This is a genomic window from Mycobacterium sp. (assembly GCF_044223235.1).
Lineage (GTDB): Bacteria > Actinomycetota > Actinomycetes > Mycobacteriales > Mycobacteriaceae > Mycobacterium.
Window position 1 is genome coordinate 132,334 of the sequence record NZ_JBGAME010000001.1, and the last position, 21,748, is coordinate 154,081.

The 21,748-nt window shown below is 69.0% G+C and carries 16 protein-coding genes; 11 read left to right on the forward strand and 5 right to left on the reverse strand.

Going from position 1 to position 21,748, the window contains the following annotated elements; translation table 11 throughout:
* The first annotated feature begins 63 nt into the window (after window positions 1-63).
* The 3 genes from ADBZ6K_RS00615 (at window position 64) to ADBZ6K_RS00625 (ending at window position 3,878) form a co-directional block, all read left to right on the forward strand.
* Window positions 64-1,575: a carboxylesterase/lipase family protein gene (locus ADBZ6K_RS00615; RefSeq protein WP_526343894.1), complete on the forward strand. Its 1,512-nt coding sequence runs from the start codon at window positions 64-66 to the stop codon at window positions 1,573-1,575.
* 84 nt (window positions 1,576-1,659) lie between these two features.
* The gene (gene aspS / locus ADBZ6K_RS00620) at window positions 1,660-3,435 is read left to right on the forward strand and encodes an aspartate--tRNA ligase (RefSeq protein WP_526343895.1); all 1,776 of its coding nucleotides are present in this window, start codon (window positions 1,660-1,662) and stop codon (window positions 3,433-3,435) included.
* Window positions 3,432-3,878 carry a nitroreductase family deazaflavin-dependent oxidoreductase gene (locus tag ADBZ6K_RS00625; protein WP_526343896.1) on the forward strand — a complete coding sequence of 149 codons (447 nt, stop codon included), beginning with the start codon at window positions 3,432-3,434 and terminating at the stop codon, window positions 3,876-3,878. The genes aspS and ADBZ6K_RS00625 overlap by 4 nt, the downstream gene beginning before the upstream one ends.
* Before the next feature lie 55 nt (window positions 3,879-3,933).
* Here the strand turns inward: ADBZ6K_RS00625 and ADBZ6K_RS00630 are convergent, their stop codons facing one another.
* On the reverse strand, window positions 3,934-5,355 hold the full coding sequence (locus ADBZ6K_RS00630) for a selenium-binding protein SBP56-related protein (protein WP_526343897.1): 1,422 nt from the start codon (window positions 5,353-5,355) through the stop codon (window positions 3,934-3,936).
* A 29-nt stretch (window positions 5,356-5,384) separates the two neighbouring features.
* Window positions 5,385-5,765 (reverse strand): MmcQ/YjbR family DNA-binding protein, encoded by a 381-nt coding sequence (locus ADBZ6K_RS00635; RefSeq protein ID WP_526343898.1) that lies wholly within the window; start codon window positions 5,763-5,765, stop codon window positions 5,385-5,387.
* 231 nt (window positions 5,766-5,996) lie between these two features.
* Here ADBZ6K_RS00635 and ADBZ6K_RS00640 point away from each other — a divergent pair, with 231 nt between their 5' ends.
* The 4 genes from ADBZ6K_RS00640 to ADBZ6K_RS00655 are packed head-to-tail and all read left to right on the forward strand — an operon-like array spanning window position 5,997 to window position 14,095.
* On the forward strand, window positions 5,997-9,389 hold the full coding sequence (locus ADBZ6K_RS00640) for a transglutaminase family protein (RefSeq protein ID WP_526343899.1): 3,393 nt from the start codon (window positions 5,997-5,999) through the stop codon (window positions 9,387-9,389).
* Window positions 9,389-12,079 (forward strand): circularly permuted type 2 ATP-grasp protein, encoded by a 2,691-nt coding sequence (locus tag ADBZ6K_RS00645; RefSeq protein WP_526343900.1) that lies wholly within the window; start codon window positions 9,389-9,391, stop codon window positions 12,077-12,079. Before ADBZ6K_RS00640 ends, ADBZ6K_RS00645 begins: the two co-directional genes overlap by 1 nt.
* Window positions 12,080-12,138: 59 nt before the next feature.
* Window positions 12,139-13,044 (forward strand): transglutaminase-like domain-containing protein, encoded by a 906-nt coding sequence (locus ADBZ6K_RS00650; RefSeq protein WP_526344328.1) that lies wholly within the window; start codon window positions 12,139-12,141, stop codon window positions 13,042-13,044.
* Window positions 13,037-14,095 carry a zinc-binding metallopeptidase family protein gene (locus ADBZ6K_RS00655; RefSeq protein ID WP_526343901.1) on the forward strand — a complete coding sequence of 353 codons (1,059 nt, stop codon included), beginning with the start codon at window positions 13,037-13,039 and terminating at the stop codon, window positions 14,093-14,095. Before ADBZ6K_RS00650 ends, ADBZ6K_RS00655 begins: the two co-directional genes overlap by 8 nt.
* Before the next feature lie 100 nt (window positions 14,096-14,195).
* Here the strand turns inward: ADBZ6K_RS00655 and ADBZ6K_RS00660 are convergent, their stop codons facing one another.
* The gene (locus ADBZ6K_RS00660) at window positions 14,196-14,774 is read right to left on the reverse strand and encodes a hypothetical protein (RefSeq protein ID WP_526343902.1); all 579 of its coding nucleotides are present in this window, start codon (window positions 14,772-14,774) and stop codon (window positions 14,196-14,198) included.
* Window positions 14,775-14,832: 58 nt separating this feature from the next.
* Here ADBZ6K_RS00660 and ADBZ6K_RS00665 point away from each other — a divergent pair, with 58 nt between their 5' ends.
* Both ADBZ6K_RS00665 and ADBZ6K_RS00670 read left to right on the forward strand, forming a co-directional pair.
* Window positions 14,833-15,681, forward strand: a complete 849-nt coding sequence (locus tag ADBZ6K_RS00665) for a DUF3097 family protein (RefSeq protein WP_526343903.1) — start codon at window positions 14,833-14,835, stop codon at window positions 15,679-15,681.
* A gap of 58 nt (window positions 15,682-15,739) precedes the next feature.
* Complete coding sequence (locus tag ADBZ6K_RS00670; RefSeq protein ID WP_526343904.1) at window positions 15,740-17,083, forward strand: replication-associated recombination protein A; 1,344 nt, start codon at window positions 15,740-15,742, stop codon at window positions 17,081-17,083.
* Between the two features lie 134 nt (window positions 17,084-17,217).
* Here ADBZ6K_RS00670 and ADBZ6K_RS00675 read toward each other — a convergent pair whose 3' ends face one another.
* Window positions 17,218-17,526 (reverse strand): GlsB/YeaQ/YmgE family stress response membrane protein, encoded by a 309-nt coding sequence (locus ADBZ6K_RS00675; RefSeq protein WP_526343905.1) that lies wholly within the window; start codon window positions 17,524-17,526, stop codon window positions 17,218-17,220.
* Window positions 17,527-17,636: 110 nt separating this feature from the next.
* Entirely contained in the window at window positions 17,637-18,260 is a 624-nt protein-coding gene (locus ADBZ6K_RS00680) for a hypothetical protein (RefSeq protein WP_526343906.1), read from the reverse strand.
* A gap of 195 nt (window positions 18,261-18,455) precedes the next feature.
* Between ADBZ6K_RS00680 and ADBZ6K_RS00685 the strand changes: the two genes are divergently transcribed.
* Window positions 18,456-18,857, forward strand: coding sequence for a secondary thiamine-phosphate synthase enzyme YjbQ (locus ADBZ6K_RS00685; protein WP_526343907.1), 402 nt, complete (start codon window positions 18,456-18,458; stop codon window positions 18,855-18,857).
* Window positions 18,858-19,043: 186 nt separating this feature from the next.
* The gene (gene alaS / locus ADBZ6K_RS00690; protein ID WP_526344329.1) at window positions 19,044-21,746 is read left to right on the forward strand and encodes an alanine--tRNA ligase; all 2,703 of its coding nucleotides are present in this window, start codon (window positions 19,044-19,046) and stop codon (window positions 21,744-21,746) included.
* The last annotated feature ends 2 nt before the right edge of the window (window positions 21,747-21,748 follow it).

Sequence of the window (21,748 nt, forward strand, 5' to 3'; positions counted from 1 at the left end):
CCGTTGTTCGCTGGCCAGGCTGGTCTTCCGCCCGTTTCAAGCTTCCCACACTACGATTCAGGCGTGTCCGTCGTCAGCGACTTTTCGGCGACCGCGCACACGTCGCTGGGTCGGCTGCGTGGCACCACGGAGCACGGCGTCGGGGTGTGGCGGGGTGTCGGCTACGCCCAGCAACCCCTCGGCGAGCGTCGCTTCCGCGCACCGGCGCCCCTGGAGCCGTGGGCGGGGGTGCGTGACGCGGTCGAGCACGGCCCGCTGCCCCCGCAGGGAAAGTCGTTCGTGGGCGGCGGCAGGGACGACCCCAAGAACCGCGACGAGGCGTGCCTGACGTTGACGGTGTGGTCGCCGGCGGCGAACCCCGATGCGGCCCTTCCCGTCATGGTGTGGATCCCGGGCGGTGCGTTCGTCTATGGGGCCGGGCAGCTGCAGCTGTACAACGGCTCGCGGCTGGCGCGCAACGGCAACGTCGTCGTCGTCAACGTCACGTACCGGCTCGGCGTGTTCGGCGGTTTCGAACTCGGTGACCTCGGCGAGGGTTTCGACGACAACTTGTCCCTGCGCGACCAGATCGCCGCGCTGCGCTGGGTGAGCGACAACGTCGCCGCATTCGGCGGGGACCCGGATCGGGTGACGGTGTTCGGGGAGTCGGCGGGCGCCACCTCGGTGCTGGCCCTGCTGGCCAGCCCGGCCGCCGACGGCCTGTTTGCCGGGGCGATCGCGCAGAGCCCGGCGCTGCCGCTGATCGCGGACCGCGCGACCCGCGCCGAGCGGTCCAGGCGCTTCCTCGACCTGCTCGGTGTCGGCGCCGAGGAGGTGAGGTCACTGCCCCAGCGGCGGCTGCGCCGCGCCGCGGGGATGCTGCAGGTGCAGAGTGCCACGGAGACGCCGACATTGGCGTACGGATTGACTTATGGGGTCGAGCTGCTGCCCCGTCACCCGATCGAGGCCGCCCGTGCGGGCGCGGTGTCCAGGGTTCCGCTGATCGTCGGCACCAACAGCCACGAGGCGTCGATGTTCGCGTGGGGTAAGCCGCCGATGCTGCCCACGACCCCGGCCGCTGTCGAGGCCTATCTGGAGCGCACCGCGCCGCAGGCCATGGACCGGTTGCTTGCCGCCTACCCGGACCACCCGCGCAGGCGCGCGCTGATCGCGTTTGGGTCCGACGTCATGTTCGGGGCCCCGACCTGGGCGTTCAACGACGCCTACAGCGCGCACGCCCCGACCTACGCCTACCGGTTCGACCACACCACCTTCACCCTGCGGGCGCTCGGCCTCGGCGCCACGCACGGCAGCGAGATCGTGCACGTTCAGCACAGCTATTCGTCCTATCTGGGGCGCAAGTTGCATCCGCTGGGGCGGCGGGTGCAGCCCGGCGTGGGCAGGCGCATGCAGCGATCCTGGGTCGACTTCGCGGCCAGCGCGGGCGCCGGGGCACCGCCGGGGCAGGCGTGGAGCAGCGAGTGGCCGCGCTACGACGTCGAACACCGTCGCACCCGGGTCATCAGGACCACCCGCGATGTCGTCGTCGACGATCCGGACGGGGCCAGGCGCGTTGCCTGGACCGGCATCTACTGACCGGTCCGGCGGTCGGATCTGGCGGCGAACCGGCCCCACTACACTGTGGCAGTCCTGTTGTCGGGTGTTTCCCAAGGAGTATTCGTGCTGCGCAGTCATGCCGCCGGAACGTTGCGGCCCGCCGATGCCGGCCAGAAGGTGACCCTGGGGGGCTGGGTGGCGCGTCGCCGTGACCACGGCGGTGTCATCTTCATCGACCTGCGCGACGCTTCGGGCGTCAGCCAGGTCGTCTTCCGCGAGGGTGACGTCCTGGCCCAGGCGCACCGGCTGCGCGCGGAGTTCTGCGTCGCCGTCGACGGTGTCGTCGAGATCCGCCCGGAGGGCAACGCCAACGCGGAGATCGCGACCGGCGAGATCGAGGTCAACGCAACGTCTCTGACGGTGCTGGGGGAGAGCGCGCCGCTGCCGTTCCAGCTTGACGAGGCTCCCGGCGAGGAGGCCCGCCTCAAATACCGCTACCTCGACCTGCGCCGCGACTCCCCGGGCCGGGCCATCCGGCTGCGCTCCAAGGTCAACGCCGCCGCCCGCGGGGTGCTGACCGCCGATGATTTCGTCGAGATCGAGACCCCGACGCTGACCCGCTCGACGCCGGAGGGCGCCCGCGACTTTCTGGTGCCAGCCCGCTTGCAGCCGGGTTCGTTCTACGCGTTGCCGCAAAGCCCGCAGTTGTTCAAGCAACTGCTGATGGTGGCAGGCATGGAACGCTATTACCAGATCGCTCGGTGCTACCGCGACGAAGACTTCCGCGCCGACCGCCAGCCCGAGTTCACCCAGCTCGACATGGAGATGAGCTTCGTCGACTCCGAGGATGTCATCGCCGTGTCGGAGAAGGTCCTGGCCGCCCTGTGGAAGCTCGTCGGCTATGACCTGCCCACCCCACTGCCGCGCATGACCTACGCCGACGCGATGAGCCGGTTCGGCTCCGACAAGCCCGACCTGCGGTTCGGCCTGGAGCTGGTCGAATGCACGAAGTACTTCGCCGACACGCCGTTCCGGGTGTTCCAGGCCGCGTACGTCGGTGCGGTGGTGATGCCCGGTGGGGCGTCGCAACCCCGCCGCACGCTGGACGGCTGGCAGGACTTCGCCAAACAGCGCGGCCACCGGGGCCTCGCGTATGTGCTGGTCAACGAGGACGGGACGCTGGGCGGTCCGGTCGCCAAGAACCTGTCCGACGCCGAACGCGACGGGCTGGCGGCGCACGTAGGTGCCGCACCCGGGGACTGTGTCTTCTTCTCGGCGGGTGCGGCCAAGACGGCGCGGGCCCTGCTGGGGGCCACTCGCATCGAGGTGGCCAAGCGGCTCGATCTCATCGATCCGAACGCGTGGGCATTCACCTGGGTCGTCGACCCGCCGCTGTTCGAGCCGGCAGGCGACGCCACCGCGGCCGGTGACGTGGCCGTCGGGTCGGGTGCCTGGACGGCGGTGCATCACGCGTTCACCGCGCCCAAGCCGCAGTTCGAGGACTTGATCGACATCGATCCCGGCAGCGTGCTGGCCGACGCTTACGACGTGGTGTGCAACGGCAATGAGATCGGTGGCGGGTCGATCCGTATCCACCGCCGCGACGTGCAGGAGAAGGTGTTCGCGGTGATGGGCATCGACAAGGATGAAGCCGAGGCGAAATTCGGATTTCTGTTGGACGCCTTCACCTTCGGGGCGCCGCCGCACGGCGGCATCGCCTTCGGTTGGGATCGCATCACCGCGCTGCTGGCCGGGGAGGACTCCATCCGCGAGGTCATCGCGTTCCCCAAGACCGGAGGCGGCGTCGACCCGCTGACCGACGCGCCCGCACCGATCACCGCGCAGCAGCGCAAGGAGTCGGGAATAGACGCCAAGCCGAAGAACATCCAAGGAGTATGACGAATTCGGACAAAGCCAGGCTGTGGCAGGATCCCGCGGCGACCCTGTCGTTCAACGACAACGTCGTGGGGGAGTTCCGCGCGAACGAGGGAAAGGTCGGCGGTCCGTTCGCCGGCGGCCAGCTGTTGCTGCTGCACACCCTCGGCGCGAAGTCCGGTGAGCCCCGGTTGTCGCCCCTGGCCTATCTGAACATCGACGGAAAGATGCTGATCGTCGGTTCATATGCGGGCGCCCCGAAGGCCCCGGCGTGGGTGCACAATCTGCGCGCCAACCCACGGGCCAAGATCGAGATCGGGACCGAAGCATACGACGTCGTCGCGCGCGAACTGCCGCGAGACGAGCGCGACGTGTTGTGGCCGAAGGTGACCGCTGCGGCGCCGGTATTCGGCGAGTACCAGGCCGACACCAGTCGGATCATCCCGCTGTTCGAGCTGTCCCGGTAGCGATTTGGGCGCGGTTATAGACGCTGGGCGTCGATAACCGCGCCAAAATCGCGCCCTAGTCGGCGAAGCAGTACGAGTCGCTGGAGGCGTCCCCGCCTTGCAGCCGCGTCTGGTGCACCCGCAGGCCGCGGAATTCGTCACCGTGCGGGAAGAACCCGATATCGGGGACGAGGCCGCCCGCCACCGTGTCGGCGTCGAGTTTGGCCATCCACGCCCCGACACCGTCGGGATAGAAGACGTCGTCCCAGGCCGAATAGAGCGAGTTGGTCAGGTAGACGCGGCGTCCGTCCCGGCTGATCTCCACCATTTGCGGCCCGCCGGACAGCGGTTGGTCCGGCGCGGCGGGATGCGCCGCCCGGCGCGTCACCCCGCCAAGCGAGACCGACGCCGTCAACCTCGGACGCGACGGATCGCTGACGTCATACTGGTGCAGTTGTCCTGTGCCCCAACAGGATACGTAGAGCCATCGGTCATCGACGGTCAGGTCGATGTCGGTGACCAGCGGTGGCACCGCACCGAACGGTTGCAGCGCGGGCGGCAGGGCTTCGGCGGCGGCGGGTTCGGCTGGGATGGTGATCACCTTGTCCACCGTCCAGCGGTCGCCGTCGCGCTGCCACAGCCAGATCGACGCCGAGAGATCCTCGACGCTGATCACCACGCCGGCGAAACCCCACGGCTTGGTCGGATCGTGGGCGGGCCGCAGTTCCAGCACCATCTGGTGTTCGTCGCCCAGGTCGATGCGCTGGGTCAGCTTGCGCTGCGACATGCTCCAGAAGTTGAGATGGTGGCCGAATCGGCGGCCGAGCAGATCCGCCGGGTCGAGGCCGTTCTCGATCATCGACGGCGAGGCCCATTCCGAGGTGACCACCGTGTCGTAGCGCAGGTGCCACCACACGTCGTAGGCGAAGAACTGGGCGCCGCGGTCACGCTCCCAGGGTTCGATCACCTCGAACGTGCTGTGGTCGATCAACGCGATCCCGCCGGGTCCGTCATCACCGTTGACGCCGCCCAGTGCCGACATGAAGATGCCGCCCGGTCCGCAGTGCACGGTGTGCGGGCGGGAATATCCCGCCTTGGCCGCCAGCTCGTCGGCGCCGATGACGTGAGCCAGCTTCGGATTTCGGGGATCGGGCCGGGTGTCGAGGATGTAGGTGGTCGACGAGCGCAGCCCGGGTACCACCAGAAACCGGCGCTCAAGCTGGTCCTCATGACCCTCGTGACCCTCGTGACCCTCGTGGCACAGTGCGCTCGAGCACGCATTCCATCCGAAGTGGTGCAATTCGTTACCGGCCGTCGGCAGTTCCGTCCAGCCGACCACCCGCCCATAGCTCGCCGAATCGGGGTCGCAGTCCAGGACGGCGAGCGCGTCGTTGACGTGGCCGGCGGGGTCGTACGCGGCGACGTAGGCGAGCTGCTCGGGCGATGCGGCGACGGCGGCGTTGGGACTACGGTAAAACGTGGGATCTGGTGCAGCCATTCACCCGATGATCCTCCGCCGCGGTGCGCCTATTCGCGGTTCGACAGGAATGCCTTGACCAGTTTCGCGGGCGCACGGGCCAGCCACGCCTCGGTGACCAGTTCCTCGAGTTCCTGCACGTCGATCGCCTCGAGCCGGACCAGCACGATGGGATACCCGTCGAAATGCGGCGTGGTGAAGTACACGTCCGGGTCGGTGGCGATCAGCGCATGTTTGACCCCCTCGTCGGGGACCTGGGCGCCCAGGATGTCCCCGTCGGGCGCGGCGGCGCCGAGGGCCGCGTGATCGGCCTTGCGCAGCGGGCGCTCCCACGCGATCAGCTTGCTGCGCACCCGCCAGGACCGCGGCGGGGACTCGACGGTCTCGGGCAGACTGCTCGCGACGCGCGCGACATCGTCGAAGGTGGCCATACGCCGATTCTGCCGCGGCGCAGCGCCGATGCCGCCGCGCGACGGCCTCGACGGGGCGGGACGACGTCGTCCGCCCAGCCCGGCGCCGATCTTGTGGGTATCGTCTTGGCCCGTGTGACGGGGTGTTCGTCGGGATCGGCGCTGGGCGTCGATACCGCGTAAGGTGCGGCGACATCGCATCGTGGCGGCTACCGCGATGCGAGTGACCAACGGGTGTGATGGGATCAAACAATGGGCATCAAGGTGGCGCTGGAGCACCGCACCAGCTACACGTTCGACCGGCTTGTAGAGGTATACCCGCATGTCGTGCGGTTGCGTCCGGCGCCGCATTCGCGTACTCCCATCGAGGCGTACTCACTGACAGTCGAGCCCGGCGACCATTTCATCAACTGGCAGCAGGACGCCTTCGGCAACTTCGTGGCCCGGTTGGTCTTCCCGAACCGGATGCGCCGGCTGACCATCACCGTCGGCCTGATCGCCGACCTGAAGGTGATCAACCCGTTCGACTTCTTCATCGAGGAGTACGCCGAGACGATCGGCTTCGAATATCCCAAGGCGCTCGCCGAGGATCTGCGCCCGTATCTGCGGCCCGTCGACGAGGGGCAAGAGGGGTCGGGTCCCGGTGAGCTTGTCACCGAGTGGGTCAAGAACTTCTCGGTGCCGTTCGGAGGGCAGGAGCGCAGCGACCCGGGATTCGGCCGGGGCACCCGCACCATCGACTTCCTCGTCGCGCTCAACCACGCCGTCAACTCCGATGTCGGCTACAGCGTGCGTATGGAGCCAGGTGTTCAAACCCCCGACCACACCCTGCGCAGCGCCATCGGCTCCTGTCGCGACTCGGCGTGGCTGCTGGTGTCGATCCTGCGTCAGATGGGTCTGGCGGCGAGGTTCGTGTCCGGCTATCTGGTGCAGCTGACCTCGGATGTCGAGGCCCTCGACGGGCCGTCCGGCCCGGCGGCCGACTTCACCGATCTGCATGCGTGGACCGAGGTGTACATCCCCGGTGCCGGGTGGATCGGCCTGGACCCGACGTCGGGGCTGTTTGCCGGTGAGGGCCACATCCCGTTGTCGGCGACGCCGCAGCCGGCGTCGTCGGCGCCGATCACCGGGTCGACCGAACCATGCGCGACCACCCTGGACTTCTCCAACATCGTCACCCGGGTCCATGAGGATCCGCGGGTGACGCTGCCCTACACCGATGCCGCGTGGGACGCCATCGGCGAGCTGGGAGCGCGCATCGACGAACGGCTGAAGGCCGGTGACGTCCGGCTCACAGTCGGGGGCGAGCCGACGTTCGTCTCGATCGACAACCAGGTCGACCCCGAGTGGACCACCGACGCGGACGGGCCGCTCAAGCGTGTGCGTGCCTCCGCGCTGGCGGCCCGGCTGAAGGCGGTGTGGGCGCCGCAGGGCCTGGTGCAGCGCAGCCAGGGCAAGTGGTATCCGGGTGAACCGTTGCCGCGCTGGCAGATCGGCGTGTTCTGGCGCGCCGACGGTCAGCCGGTGTGGCGGGATCCGACGTTGCTCGCCGACCCCTGGCCGGTCAGTCCCGAAATCGAGGCGCTGGCACCCGACGCGGGCGCCCAACTGCTCGCCGCGATCGCCGCGGGCCTCGGGCTGCCCGCCGGCCAGGTCCGCCCCGCCTACGAAGACGCGCTGAGCCGGTTGGCGACCGCGACGCGGCTTCCGGCGGGTGACCCGGTGTCCGGGGACGACGATCTCGAAGCCGATGCACCCGACGCGCGGGCGGCGCTGCTGGCACGGCTCGAGGAGCCCATCACCGAGCCCGCGGCGTTCGTGCTGCCCCTGCACCGACGCGACGACGACCTGGCCTGGGCCAGCGCGGACTGGCGGCTGCGACGCGGCCGGATCGTCTTGCTGGACGGCGATTCTCCCGCCGGGCTGCGGCTTCCGCTGAACTCGATCAACTGGGAGCCGCCGAGGGCCACCTATCCATCCGATCCGCTGGTGCAGCGCGGCGCACTGCCGGTCTCATCCGGGGATGCGGACGAGACCGAAGCCGACGTGGAGGAGGCGCCGGACGCGCCGACGACGGCGATGGTCGCGGAGATCCGCGACGGCCTGCTGTATGTGTTCCTGCCGCCGACCGAGGAGCTCGAACACTTCCTAGATCTGGTCGCCCGGGTGGAGGCGGCCGCCGCCAAGATCGCCTGCCCGGTCGTGGTCGAGGGCTATGGGCCGCCGTCGGATGCCCGCCTGGAGTCGATGACCATTACCCCCGACCCGGGGGTGATCGAGGTCAACGTCGCGCCGACGAAGAGCTTCGCCGAACAGCGGGCGCAGCTGGAGGTCCTCTACGAGCAGGCCCGCCAGGCTCGCCTGTCCACCGAGTCGTTCGACGTCGACGGCAGCCACGGCGGCACCGGCGGCGGCAACCACATCACGCTCGGCGGCATCACCCCGGCCGACTCGCCGCTGCTGCGCCGTCCCGATTTGCTGGTCTCAATGCTGACCTACTGGCAGCGGCACCCTTCGCTGTCGTACCTGTTCGCGGGCCGGTTCATCGGAACGACCTCACAGGCGCCCCGGGTGGACGAGGGCAGGCCGGAATCGCTGTACGAACTGGAGATCGCGTTCGCCGAGATCGCCCGCCTCTCCTCGACGTCGGGCGCCCCGCAGCCGGACCATGGTCGCTCCGCAAGCTTCGCTCCGTGGATCACCGACCGGGCGCTGCGCCATCTGCTGACCGACATCACCGGCAACACCCACCGCGCCGAGTTCTGCATCGACAAGCTCTACAGCCCCGACAGCGCGCGCGGCAGGCTCGGCCTGCTGGAACTGCGCGGCTTCGAGATGCCCCCGCACTACCAGATGGCGATGGTGCAGTCGCTGCTGGTGCGCTCGCTGGTCGCGCGGTTCTGGGACGAGCCGCTGCGCGCGCCGCTGATCCGGCACGGCACCAACCTGCACGGCCGATACCTGTTGCCACACTTCCTCATCCATGACATCGCCGACGTCGCCGCCGACCTGCGGGCGCACGGCGTGGACTTCGAGACCAGCTGGCTCGACCCGTTCACCGAGTTCCGTTTTCCGCGGATCGGCACCGCGGTGTTCGACGGCGTGGAGGTCGAACTGCGCGGCGCCATCGAGCCGTGGAACGTGCTGGGTGAGGAGTCCACCGCCGGGGGTACTGCCCGCTACGTCGACTCGTCAGTGGAGCGGATCCAGGTGCGCTTGGTCGGCGCCGACCGGCACCGCTACGTCGTCACGTGTAACGGTTACCCGATCCCGCTGTTGGCCACCGACAACCCCGACGTACAGGTGGGCGGGGTCCGCTACCGGGCCTGGCAGCCGCCGAGCGCCCTGCACCCGACCATCACGGTCGACGGGCCGCTGCGCTTCGAGCTGGTGGACATGGCTACCGGTATGTCCCGCGGCGGCTGCACCTACCACGTCTCGCATCCGGGTGGTCGGTCCTACGAAACCCCGCCGGTCAACGCGGTGGAGGCGGAGTCGCGGCGCGGACGCCGGTTCGAGGCAACGGGCTTCACTCCCGGCAAGGTCGACATGTCCGACATCAGGGAGAAACAGGCCCGCCAATCAACCGACGTGGGCGCGCCGGGGATCCTTGATCTGCGCCGGGTGCGTACCGTGCTGCGGTAATGGTTCTTCGCGCGAGTGGTTCACCCGAGCCGGTCGGGGCCGGCAGCGACCTCAGCGCCGGCGACGTCGACCATTTGCTGGACGGGTACAGGGCAAACCGTGCCCAGCAGGCGCTGTTCGACGTGCGAGACGGGGCGGGCACCACCACCTACGACGAGTTCGTCGACGCCGCGGGCAATGTCCGGCCCGCCTGGCGGGAGTTGGCCGAATGCGTCGGCCAGCGGGGCCACGACGGACTGGACCGGCTGCGCGCCGTCGTGCGCGGCCTGGTCGACAACGACGGCATCACCTTCGTCCAGATCGACCGCAACGGGGAGGCGGTCACCAACGGGGACGGCACGGCGGTCCCAGGGCCATGGCATCTGGACGCGTTGCCGTTGCTGATCTCGACCGCAGACTGGGACGTCCTGGAAGCCGGTCTGGTGCAGCGCTCGCGGCTGCTGGACGCCGTGCTGACCGACCTGTACGGGCCACGCCGCGCGGTGACCAGCGGGGTCCTACCGCCTCAGCTGCTGTTCGCCCATCGCGGCTACGTGCGCGCCGCCCGCGGAATCGAGGTGCCCGGCCGCCACCAACTGTTCCTGCACGGCTGTGACATCAGCCGCGCGGCCGACGGCGCGTTCCGGGTGAACGCCGACTGGACCCAGGCGCCGTCGGGCGCCGGGTACGCACTGGCCGACCGGCGGGTCGTCGCCCACGCCTTCCCCGAGCTGTACGAGCGGATCAGCCCGCGACCCGCATCGCCGTGGGCGCAGGCGCTGCGGCTGGCGTTGATCGACGCGGCACCCGAATCGGCCGAGGAGCCCGTCGTGGTGGTGCTCAGCCCGGGCATCCACTCCGAGACGGCGTTCGACCAGGCGTATCTGGCCAGCGTGCTGGGTTTCCCGCTGGTGGAGAGCGCCGATCTGGTGGTGCGTGACGGCAAGCTGTGGATGCGGTCGCTGGGCACGCTCAAACGCGTCGACGTGGTCCTGCGCCGGGTCGACGCCGACTACGCCGACCCGCTGGACCTGCGCGCCGACTCGCGCCTCGGCGTGGTCGGTCTGGTCGAGGCGCTCCGTCGTGGCGCGGTTACCGTCGTCAACTCGCTGGGCAGCGGCATCCTGGAGAGTCCGGGGCTGTTGCGCTTCCTGCCCGCCCTGGCCGAGCGGCTGCTCGGCGAGACGCCCCTGCTGGAGACCACACCGGTGTTCTGGGGCGGTGTCAACGTTGAGCGGTCCCACCTGCTGGCCAACCTGTCGTCGCTGCTGATCAAACCGGTCAACGGCGGTGAGGCGATCGTGGGTGCGGCACTGTCGTCGAGCCAGCGTGCGGCGCTGGCGGCCCGCATCGAAGCCACCCCGTGGCAGTGGGTCGGTCAGGAGATGCCGCAGTTCTCGACGGCGCCCACCGACTACTACACCCAGGGCCTGTCGGCGGCGAGCGTCGGCATGCGGTTGTTCACCGTCGCCCAGCGCGGCGGCTACGCGCCGATGATCGGCGGGCTGGGTTACCTGCTCGCCCCCGGTGAGGCCGCATACAAGCTCAACACCGTCGCCGCCAAGGACGTGTGGGTGCGGACCCCGGCCAGGGCCAAGGCCGAGCGGCTACCGACCGCGCCGTCGGTGGAGCTGCCAGCGATGACCCCGAGCCCGACCCGCTCGATCAGCTCCCCGCGCGTGCTGTCCGACATGTTCTGGATGGGCCGCTACGCCGAACGCGCCGAAGCCATGGCCCGGCTGCTCACCGTCACCCGCGAGCGCTACCACGAGTTCCGCTACCGCCAGGAGATGGACGGCAGCGAATGCGTCCCGGTGCTGCTCACCGCGATCGGCCAGATCACCGGGACCGACACCGGTGCGGGAGGCGACGACCACGAGATGATCGCGATCGCGCCGACGACCCTGTGGTCGGTCACGTCCGACCGCCACCGGCCCGGATCGCTGGCCCAGTCCATCGAGCGGCTCGGCCTCGCGGCCCGCTCGGTGCGCGACCAGATGTCCAACGACACGTGGATGGTGCTGGCCGCGGTGGAGCGTGCGGTGCTGCGGGCCACGGACGCGCCACACCTGCCGCCCGAATCGCAGACCGAGGGCGACGCCTACCTGGCGTCGGCGAACAGCCAGACCCTGGCGGGCATGCTGGCGCTGTCCGGGGTCGCCGCCGAATCGATGGTGCACGACGTCAGCTGGATGCTGATGGACATCGGCAAACGTATCGAGCGGGGGCTGGGCCTGACGGCGTTGCTGCGCTCGGCCCTGTCGACGGTCAGGAGCCTCGGCTCGGAGCAAACCATCATCGAGTCGGTGCTGGTGGCGTGCGAGTCCTCGGTGATCTATCGGCGCCGTAACCCCGGCATGGTTAGTGTTGCCGCTGTGGCCGATCTGGTGTTGTTCGACGCGGAGAACCCACGCTCGCTCGTCTACCAGTTCGAGCGGCTGCGGACCGGCCTGAAGTCGCTGCCCGGCTCGTCGGGTTCGTCGCGTCCGGAACGGTTGGTCGACGAACTGGGCACGCGGCTGCGCAGGCTCGACCCCGCCGATCTGGAAGACATCACCGACGAGGGTGTGCGGGGCGAACTCGTCGACCTGCTCGATGGCATGCACCGGGATCTGCGCGAGCTGTCCGTGGTCATCACCGCGACGCACCTGTCGCTGCCTGGCGGTATGCAGCCGCTGTGGGGTCCCGACCAGCGCCGGGTGGTGCCGTGACGGATCGATTCGGGCCCGGCTACGGGACCGCCTTTCCCGACGGGCCGACGCACGCTGGGATTTCGGGGGGCAGCCGCTGCTACCAGATCACCCACCGCACGGTTTACCGGTACTCCGACGTGGTCACCAGCTCCTACGGCCGTGGTTTTCTGACGCCGCGGGATTCCGTCAGGCAGCGCTGCCTCTCGCACGAGCTGGCGATCGATCCCGCGCCGAGCGACAGTTCGACCAGCCGCGACGTGTACGGCAACCTCAGCTCGTACTTCCACGTCACCGAACGCCACCAGACGCTGAGCATCACCAGCAGCTCGGTGGTCGAGGTGGACCCGCCGCCCGCCGAACTCTACGGCGGGGGTTCGGCCAAGGCGCCGTGGGAGATCGCCAGGCCGGTGGGTCTCGACGGTGCGCTGGCCACCGAGTTCACGCTCGACCTGCAGCCGCCGGAGATCACCGACGCGATCCGCGCCTATGCCAAACCCAGCTTCGCGCCGGGGCGGCCGCTGATCGACGTGTTGCGGGATCTGACGTCGCGGATCTACTCCGACTTCACGTACCGGTCGGGCTCTACCACGGTGTCGACCAAGGTGAGCGAGGTTTTGGCGGCCAGGGAGGGGGTATGCCAGGACTTCGCGAGGCTCGCGATCGCCTGCCTGCGCGCCAACGGGCTGGCGGCCAGCTATGTCTCGGGGTACCTGGCCACCGACCCCCCACCGGGGAAGGAACGCATGGTCGGCATCGATGCGACGCACGCCTGGGCGTCTGTGTGGACACCGCAGAATCAGTGGCTGGGCCTGGACCCGACCAACGATCAGATGCTCGACGAGCGCTACATCACCGTCGGGTACGGCCGGGACTACGCCGACGTTCCGCCCTTGCGTGGCATCATCTACACGGATTCGGAGAGCAGCGTCATCGAAGTCGCGGTTGACGTCGCCCCGTTCGAGGGGGGAGTGCTCCATGCGTGATTTCAACTGTCCCAACTGCGGACAACACCTGGCATTCGAGAACTCGGTGTGCCTGAATTGCGGCAGCGCGCTGGGGTTTTCACTCAACAGCATGGCGCTGCTGGTGATCGCGCCGCCGGAGCAAGGTGGACACGGCGGCTCCGTCGACTCCGACGAATACCAGCTGTGCGCGAATCTTCATCTGGCCAAATGCAATTGGCTGGTGCAGAAGTACACGTACCAGACCCTGTGCGCGTCGTGTGCGCTGACCCGCACCCGACCCAACGACGGGGACGCCAAGGCGATGGCGGCGTTCGCCGATGCCGAACGGGCCAAGCGCAGGCTGATCGCCGAACTGAACGACCTCAAGCTCCCGATCGTCGGGCGCGCGCAGGATCCCCAGTACGGCCTGGCCTTCGACCTGCTGTCCAGCGGGTTCGAGAAGGTGTTGACCGGACACGACAACGGTGTGATCACACTTGACCTCGCGGAGGGCGACGACGTCCACCGCGAGCAGTTGCGCGTCGAGATGGACGAGCCGTACCGCACGCTGCTCGGGCACTTCCGCCACGAGATCGGCCACTACTACTTCTACCGGCTCATGGAACCGTCGGCCGATTATCTGCAGCGGTTCCGCAATCTGTTCGGCGACCCCTACCTGGACTATCAGGCCGCGCTGGACCGCCACTACAACGAGGGCGCGCCGCAAGGCTGGGAGCAGACGTACGTGTCGTCGTATGCGACCATGCACCCCGCCGAGGACTGGGCCGAGACGTTCGCCCACTACCTGCACATCCGCGACACCCTGGACACCGCGGCGGCCTTCGGAATGGCCCCTGCCGGTGCGACATTCGAACGGCGGGTGCTCGGGCCGAGCGGCTTCGACACGATGATCGAGATGTGGCTGCCGCTGTCGTGGGCGCTGAACATGGTGAATCGCTCGATGGGCAAGGAAGATCTCTATCCCTTCGTGCTCCCGCCCGCGGTGCTGGAGAAGATGCGCTTCATCCACACCATCGTCGATGAGATCACCTCCGGCGCACGGAAATTGGCGGACACGACCAGCGGCTAGCGTCAGGCTGAGAATTCCCGCAGCCTCGCCATCTCATCGCGAGACGCAAAGGTGCCCCAAAAGTGCCGCTTTGCGGGGCCTTTGCTCGCGCAGGAAAAGGCTAGGCCCGGGATAGGTAGGCCCGGCCGCGCGGGGACAACCGGTACCCGACGTCGAGGCTGATGGTCAGGCCAAGCCCCTTGAGCTGGCGGACTCGGCGCTTGAAACGCGGCACGTCCAAGCCGACGCCGGCGGCCAGGTCGGGCGCGCGGACGGCCTCGTTGGCGCCGATGATCTCCAGGTAGCGCCGCGTCCACGCGCCGTCAGAGCTGGCGGCGTCCCAACGATCCAGCCGGGCGTCGATCGCCGCGGCGTCCTCGGGTGACAGGCCGTCGTCGGCGGCGAGCGCCGGCCGTTCGTCGGGGGCGAGGTAGGACACCGTGATCAGGTAGGTGTGCCGGGCCGCGCGCCGGTCCAGTTCCGCCTGTGCCGCGGCGGCGTCGGGATAACCCGCCGCGCGGGCCTGCGCCGCTGACACCCGGTAGGTCCCGGGGTGCTGCGCGACGTGGTCGATGCGAATGGTGCCCGCCGGAGTGCGTTGCGTCCCACCGGCCTTCGCCCGCGGCGCATCCCAGCGGCGCAGTACCAGCGTGACGCTGCCGCCGGCGATCCCCTCCGCGGTCGCCCGGTTGATCAGCACGCACCCGATCGTATGTCGCAACCCGGATTTCGCCGCGGGTGTTCCTAGGATCGCTCGGGTGGACGATCGCTACGGACCCGACATACTGGCCCGCAATCCGCACGCCCCGAAGCTGACCCGGTCGGCCGACCTGCCAGCCGAACGCGGCATGGTGGTCGAAGACGCCCAAACCGGCTATGTCGGCGCCGTCGTGCGTATCGAGAAGGGCCGCGTCGATCTGGAGGACCGCAACGGGCGTACCAGATCCTTTCCGATGGGCGCTGGTTTCCTCGTCGACGGCAGCCCCGTGCGGCTGACCGCTCCCCGACAACCGGCAGCGCAGGCGCGGACCGCGTCGGGTTCGGTGGCGGTGCCCGGTGCGCGGGCCCGGGTGGCGCTGAAAAGCCGAATCTACGTCGAGGGCCGCCACGACGCCGAACTCGTCGAGCAGGTGTGGGGCGACGACCTGCGGGTCGAAGGCGTCGTCGTCGAGTATCTCGGCGGCGTCGACGATCTGGCCGCCATCGCGGCCGACTTCCGCCCAGCCCCCGGCCGGCGCCTGGGTGTCCTCGTCGATCACCTCGTCGACGGATCCAAGGAGGCCCGCATCGCAAAGGAGGTCATGCAGGCCGTGCGGAGGGGCCCGGGCGGTGAGCACACGCTGGTCGTCGGACACCCCTTCGTCGACATCTGGCAGGCCGTCAAGCCCGCTCGCTTCGGCAGGGATACGTGGCCCTCGGTGCCGCGCGGCCAGGACTGGAAGCACGGCATCTGCGAGGCGATGGGCTGGCCGCACGCCGGGCAGGCCGACATCGCCAGGGCGTGGCAGCACATCCGGTCGCGCGTGCGCGACTGGAACGACCTCGAACCCGCGCTGATCGGTCGCGTCGAGGAGCTGATCGACTTCGTCACGCAATCCGCCGAGTGAGAAACCAGGGGTCGTTGAGCGGGCGACGCAGCGACCCTGGTGTCCGGCTCGGTGACTAGTGTCGGTAGGCGTGTCCGACAGCCTGTTCGACCTGCCGCACGACCGTGGCCGGGGTGAACCCGACGCGGCTGTGCCCGCGGGTTCGCCGCTGGCCGTTCGGATGCGGCCTGCCACCCTCGACGAGGTGGTCGGGCAGGGTCACCTGCTGCAATCGGGGTCACCGCTGCGCCGTCTGGTCGAGGGGTCGGGTGCGGCGTCGGTCATCCTGTACGGACCGCCCGGCACCGGGAAGACCACGCTGGCCTCGCTGATCTCGCAGGCCACCGGGCGGCGGTTCGAGGCGCTGTCGGCGCTGTCGGCGGGGGTGAAGGAGGTCCGCGCCGTCATCGACGGGGCCCGCCGGGCGGCCGCCCACGGCGAGCAGACCGTGCTGTTCATCGACGAGGTGCACCGGTTCTCCAAGACTCAGCAGGATGCCCTGCTGGCCGCCGTCGAGAACCGGATCGTGCTGCTGGTCGCGGCCACCACGGAGAACCCGTCGTTCTCGGTGGTCGCGCCCCTGCTGTCGCGGTCGCTGATCCTACAGCTGCAGCCACTGACCGCCGACGCCATCCGGGCGGTGGTGCTGCGTGCCGTCGAGGATCCGCGGGGCCTGGGCGGCACGGTCGAGGTCAGCGAGGAGGCCGTCGATCTGCTGGTACAGCTGTCGGCGGGGGACGCCCGGCGCGCCCTCACCGCGCTGGAGGTGGCCGCCGAGCCGGGGGATCCCGTCACCGCGGCCACCATTGAGCACTCGCTGGACAAGGCCGCGGTGCGCTACGACCGCGACGGCGACCAGCACTACGACGTGGTCAGTGCGTTCATCAAGTCGGTGCGGGGATCGGATGTCGACGCCGCCCTGCACTACCTTGCCCGGATGTTGGTGGCGGGGGAGGACCCCCGGTTCGTGGCCCGCCGGCTGATGATCCTGGCCAGCGAGGACATCGGGATGGCCGATCCGACGGCGCTGCTCACCGCGGTCGCCGCCGCCCAGACGGTGCAGCTGATCGGGATGCCGGAGGCGCAGCTCACGCTCGCGCATGCCACCGTGCATCTGGCGACCGCGCCCAAGTCCAACGCGGTGACCACCGCGCTGGGTGCCGCGATGGGCGATGTCCGATCGGGTAAGGCCGGGCAGGTGCCCGCGCACCTGCGCGACGGCCACTACTCCGGTGCGGCCAAACTCGGCAACGCGGTCGGCTACGTGTACTCCCACGATCACCCCGATGGGGTTGTGCCGCAACAGTATCCGCCCGATGACCTGGTGGGTGTCGACTACTACCGGCCGACTGGCCGGGGTGGTGAGCGGGAGATTTCGGCCCGGTTGGAGCGGCTGCGCGCCATCATCCGCAAACGGCGCTGACGCCAGCACGCCGAGATCAACCTTTTGCGGGCAGTTACTCGGGCTTTCCCTGCAAAAGGTGGATCTCGCCGGAAGTGACCGCGATCCCGGCCGGCATGCGGGTCCCGGCCGGGATCGCGGTACGGCGCGGCGGATCAGCGCAGCAGCCCGGAGCGCCCACCGCCGAACAGGCCGGTGCGGCGACGCCCCATCACGGCCGTCACCAGGGCGACACCCAGCGCCGCCACGATGACCTGGACGAGCAGTTCGAGCCAGTCGATGCCGCCGGTGGCGGTGGGGATGCCCATCGCACGCGCGATGGCGGTGCCGGCGAACGCGGCCACGATGCCCACCAGGATGGTGAGCAGGACGCCGATCGGCTGTTTGCCCGGGACGACGAGACGTCCGATGACCCCGACGACGATCCCGATGAGAATTGCGCTGATGATGCCCGTGATTGTCATTGCTCCACGCTTTCGTCGGCGGTGATCTTGCTGGACCTGACATACCCTGCGGCGTGGCGGGATAAACGGCCTCCCGCTGGCGCCGGAGATGGCCCGTCAGATCAGCGTCGTCAGGCCAGTTCCGGCACCCGCAGATGGGCCAGCGCGAGCTCGAACTCGCCGACATCGAGCTGCTCGGCCCCCAGCCCGCGTAGGCGCGCAGTCCGCATCGCCCGCGCGTGGTCGCGGTTGCGCTCCATCGCGGCGACGTTGTCGAAAGACGCCGATGACACCGCGCGCCCGGACGCGCGGTCGACCAGCAGGCTGGCACTGCAGAATCCTTCGAGATCCTCCATCAACGGCAGCACCGACTCGCGGTAGAACTCGACGGCGCGGTGGAATTGGCCGGGATGGGCCTTCAGCCATGTGGTGCGCACACAGGCGTCCCGACCCGCGCGGTGATCCCGGTACAGCACGGCGATCTCCCACTCGTCGACGGTGACGTTCCCGTCGGCCGTGAAGGCAAGGGGAGCTTCCCGAAGCGGCTCGAGTCCGTCGGTTCCCGCGCGCAATGCCGCCTCCGTCTTCCATGCGGTGGTGGCAATACACCGCCCCGTCTCCCTACCGACCAGCAGCGAGAGCCCGACATAACCGTCCCTGCGCTCCAGGGCGGGCATCACCTCGTCGCGGATATGCGCGACGCCGGCATCGATCGACTGCGGCCGCGCCGCAATCGTGATCGAGTGCGCGTACACGGTCCCCCCTTTCCGGCCCGTGACGCTTTCCGGGCCGTCGCCCGCTGCGGGTGGCTCATCGGGCCACTGACCCACCTTCCTCCCACCATCGGCCGCTGGCAACGGCCCGGCGAGGATATCCAGTCATCTCCTATGCGTGCTCCTGGGCAGTACTCCGGGGTAATACTCGGAGGCGCTTTCTCTAGGCTCGTCCATGTGCACACCGACACGATCGACGTCGACACCTCCCGGCGGCGCATGGTGGACCTGACGGATGCGGTGCGCTCGTTCTGCAAAGGCCACCGCGACGGGCTGTGCAATGTGTTCGTGCCCCACGCCACCGCTGCAGTCGCGATCATCGAGACGGGCGCGGGTTCCGACGACGACCTCGTCGACGCCCTGGAACGGCTGCTGCCGCGCGACAGCCGCTACCGCCACGCCCACGGCTCGCCTGGCCACGGCGCCGACCACGTGCTGCCCGCACTGGTATCGCCATCGGTGACGGTGCCGGTGCAGGACGGCAGGCCGTTGTTGGGGACCTGGCAGAGCGTCGTGCTGGTCGACCTGAACAGGGACAACCCACGACGATCGGTGCGGTTGAGCTTCATTGATTCCTAGACGATTCGGGTCGATCCCCAATCGATTCCCGCCGTATCGGCACCGCGGGCGGCCGTCGTTCGTTTGCTTTAGGGCACACCCAGACCGACCGGTACTGTGGTGCGGTCGAAATACTCACGGTGACGACGGACATCACCGGATATCACGGTGGACGCCACCAGGACGAGGAACGAGGACAGCGGCAACGTGCAGACACACGAGATCAGGAAGCGGTTCCTGGATCATTTCGTGAAGGCGGGCCACACCGAGGTGCCCAGCGCCTCGGTGATCCTCGATGATCCCAACCTGCTGTTCGTCAACGCGGGCATGGTTCAGTTCGTGCCGTATTTCCTCGGCCAGCGAACGCCGCCCTACGACACCGCCACCAGCGTCCAGAAGTGCATCCGCACGCCCGACATCGACGAGGTGGGCATCACCACTCGCCACAACACGTTCTTCCAGATGGCGGGGAACTTCTCGTTCGGCGACTATTTCAAGCGGCGTGCCATCGAGCTGGCCTGGTCGTTGCTGACCACACCGGCGTCGGACGGCGGCTACGGGTTTGAACCCGAGAGGCTTTGGGCCACCGTCTTTTACGACGACGACGAGGCCGCCGAGCTGTGGCAGGAGATCGCTGGACTGCCTGCCGATCGGATCCAGCGCCGCGGCATGGCCGACAACTACTGGTCCATGGGCATTCCCGGCCCGTGCGGCCCATGCTCGGAGATCTACTACGACCGCGGCCCCGAGTACGGGGTCGAGGGCGGCCCCGAAGCCAACGAGGACCGCTACATCGAGATCTGGAATCTCGTGTTCATGCAGAACGAGCGGGGCGAGGGCACCAGCAAGACCGAGTTCGAGATCCTCGGGCCGCTGCCGCGCAAGAACATCGACACCGGCATGGGCGTGGAGCGCATCGCCTGCCTGCTGCAGGGCGTCGACAACGTCTACGAGACCGATCTGCTCCGTCCCGTCATCGACACCGTCGCGGCCATCGCCCCACGCGGGTATGGCCAGGGCAACCACTCCGATGACGTGCGGTACCGGATCATCGCCGACCACAGCCGCACCGCGGCGATCATCATCGGCGACGGCGTCTCCCCCGGCAACGAGGGCCGCGGTTATGTGCTGCGGCGCCTGCTGCGCCGCATCATCCGCTCCGCGAAACTGCTCGGCGTCGAACAGCCGATCATGGGCGATCTGATGGCCACGGTGCGCGACGCGATGGGTCCGTCCTACCCCGAACTGGCCACCGACTTCGATCGGATCAACCGTATCGCCGTCGCGGAGGAGACCGCGTTCAACCGCACGCTGGCGTCGGGCTCCAAGCTGTTCGAAGAGGCCGCGCAGGCCACCAGGTCCGCGGGCAAGACCACACTCAGCGGCACCGACGCCTTCACCCTGCACGACACCTACGGATTCCCGATCGACCTCACGCTCGAGATGGCCGCCGAGGCGGGTCTGGCGGTCGACGAGCTCGGCTTCCGCGAACTGATGGCCGAGCAGCGTCGCCGCGCCAAAGCCGACGCCGTGGCCCGCAAGCATGCGCACGCCGACCTGACCGCCTACCGGGAACTGGTCGACGCGGGCCCGACGGAGTTCACCGGATTCGACGAATTGTCTTCCGAGGCAACCATTCTCGGCATCTTCGTGGACGGTAAGCGGGTTCCGGTGGTCGCGCACCGGTCGCGCGTTCACTCCGAATCGCCGCCGCCGGAGCGGGTGGAGATCGTGCTGGACCGCACCCCGTTGTATGCGGAGTCGGGCGGTCAGATCGCCGACGTCGGCTCGATCTCCGGCGCGGGCGGGGCAGCCAGGGCAGCCGTCACCGACGTGCAGAAAATCGCCAAGACGCTGTTCGTGCACCGAGTCAACGTCGAGTCGGGGGAGTTCGTCGAGGGCGACAGCGTGACCGCCGAGGTGGATCCGAAATGGCGCCACGGCGCCACCCAGGGCCACTCCGGCACTCACATGGTGCACGCCGCGCTGCGGCAGGTGCTGGGACCCAATGCGGTACAGGCGGGGTCGCTGAACCGGCCGGGGTACCTGCGGTTCGACTTCAACTGGCAGGGTGCGCTGACCGAGGAACAACGCGGCGAGATCGAAGTGGTCGCCAACGAGGCGGTCGAGGCCGACTACGCGGTCAACACCTTCAACACCCAGCTCGACAAGGCCAAGGCGATGGGCGCCATGGCTCTGTTCGGTGAGGCCTATCCGGACGAGGTCCGCGTCGTCGAGATCGGCGGGCCGTTCTCGCTGGAGCTGTGTGGCGGCACCCACGTGCACAACTCGGCCCAGATCGGCCCGGTCACCCTGCTGGGTGAGTCGTCGGTCGGCTCCGGTGTGCGCCGGGTGGAGGCCTACGTCGGGCTCGACTCGTTCAAGCACCTGGCCAAGGAACGCGCCCTGATGGCCGGCCTGGCATCGTCGCTGAAGGTGCCCTCCGTGGAGGTGCCCGACCGGGTGGCCAACCTCGTCGAGCGGCTGCGGGTCGCCGAGAAGGAACTCGACCGGATGCGGCTGGCGAACGCACGGGCATCCGCTGTCGACGCCGCGGCCGGTGCCGAGGTCATCGGCGGGGTCCGGGTGGTGGCCCAGCGGATGGCCGCGGGCATGTCGGCGTCGGATCTGCGCAACCTCGTCGGAGACATCCGCGGGAAACTCGGCAGCGGCCCGGCGGTCGTCGCTCTGATCGCCGAGGGCGAGGACGGGTCGGTGCCTTACGTGGTGTCGGTGAACGCGGCCGCTCAGGAGTCCGGGGTGCACGCGGGCGATCTGGTCAAGACACTGGGGACAGCGGTGAACGGCCGCGGGGGCGGCAAGGCCGATCTCGCACAGGGTTCCGGAAAGGACGCGGCGGGTATCGACGCCGCGCTCGGCGCGGTGCGTGCGGAGATAGGCCGGAGTTAGCC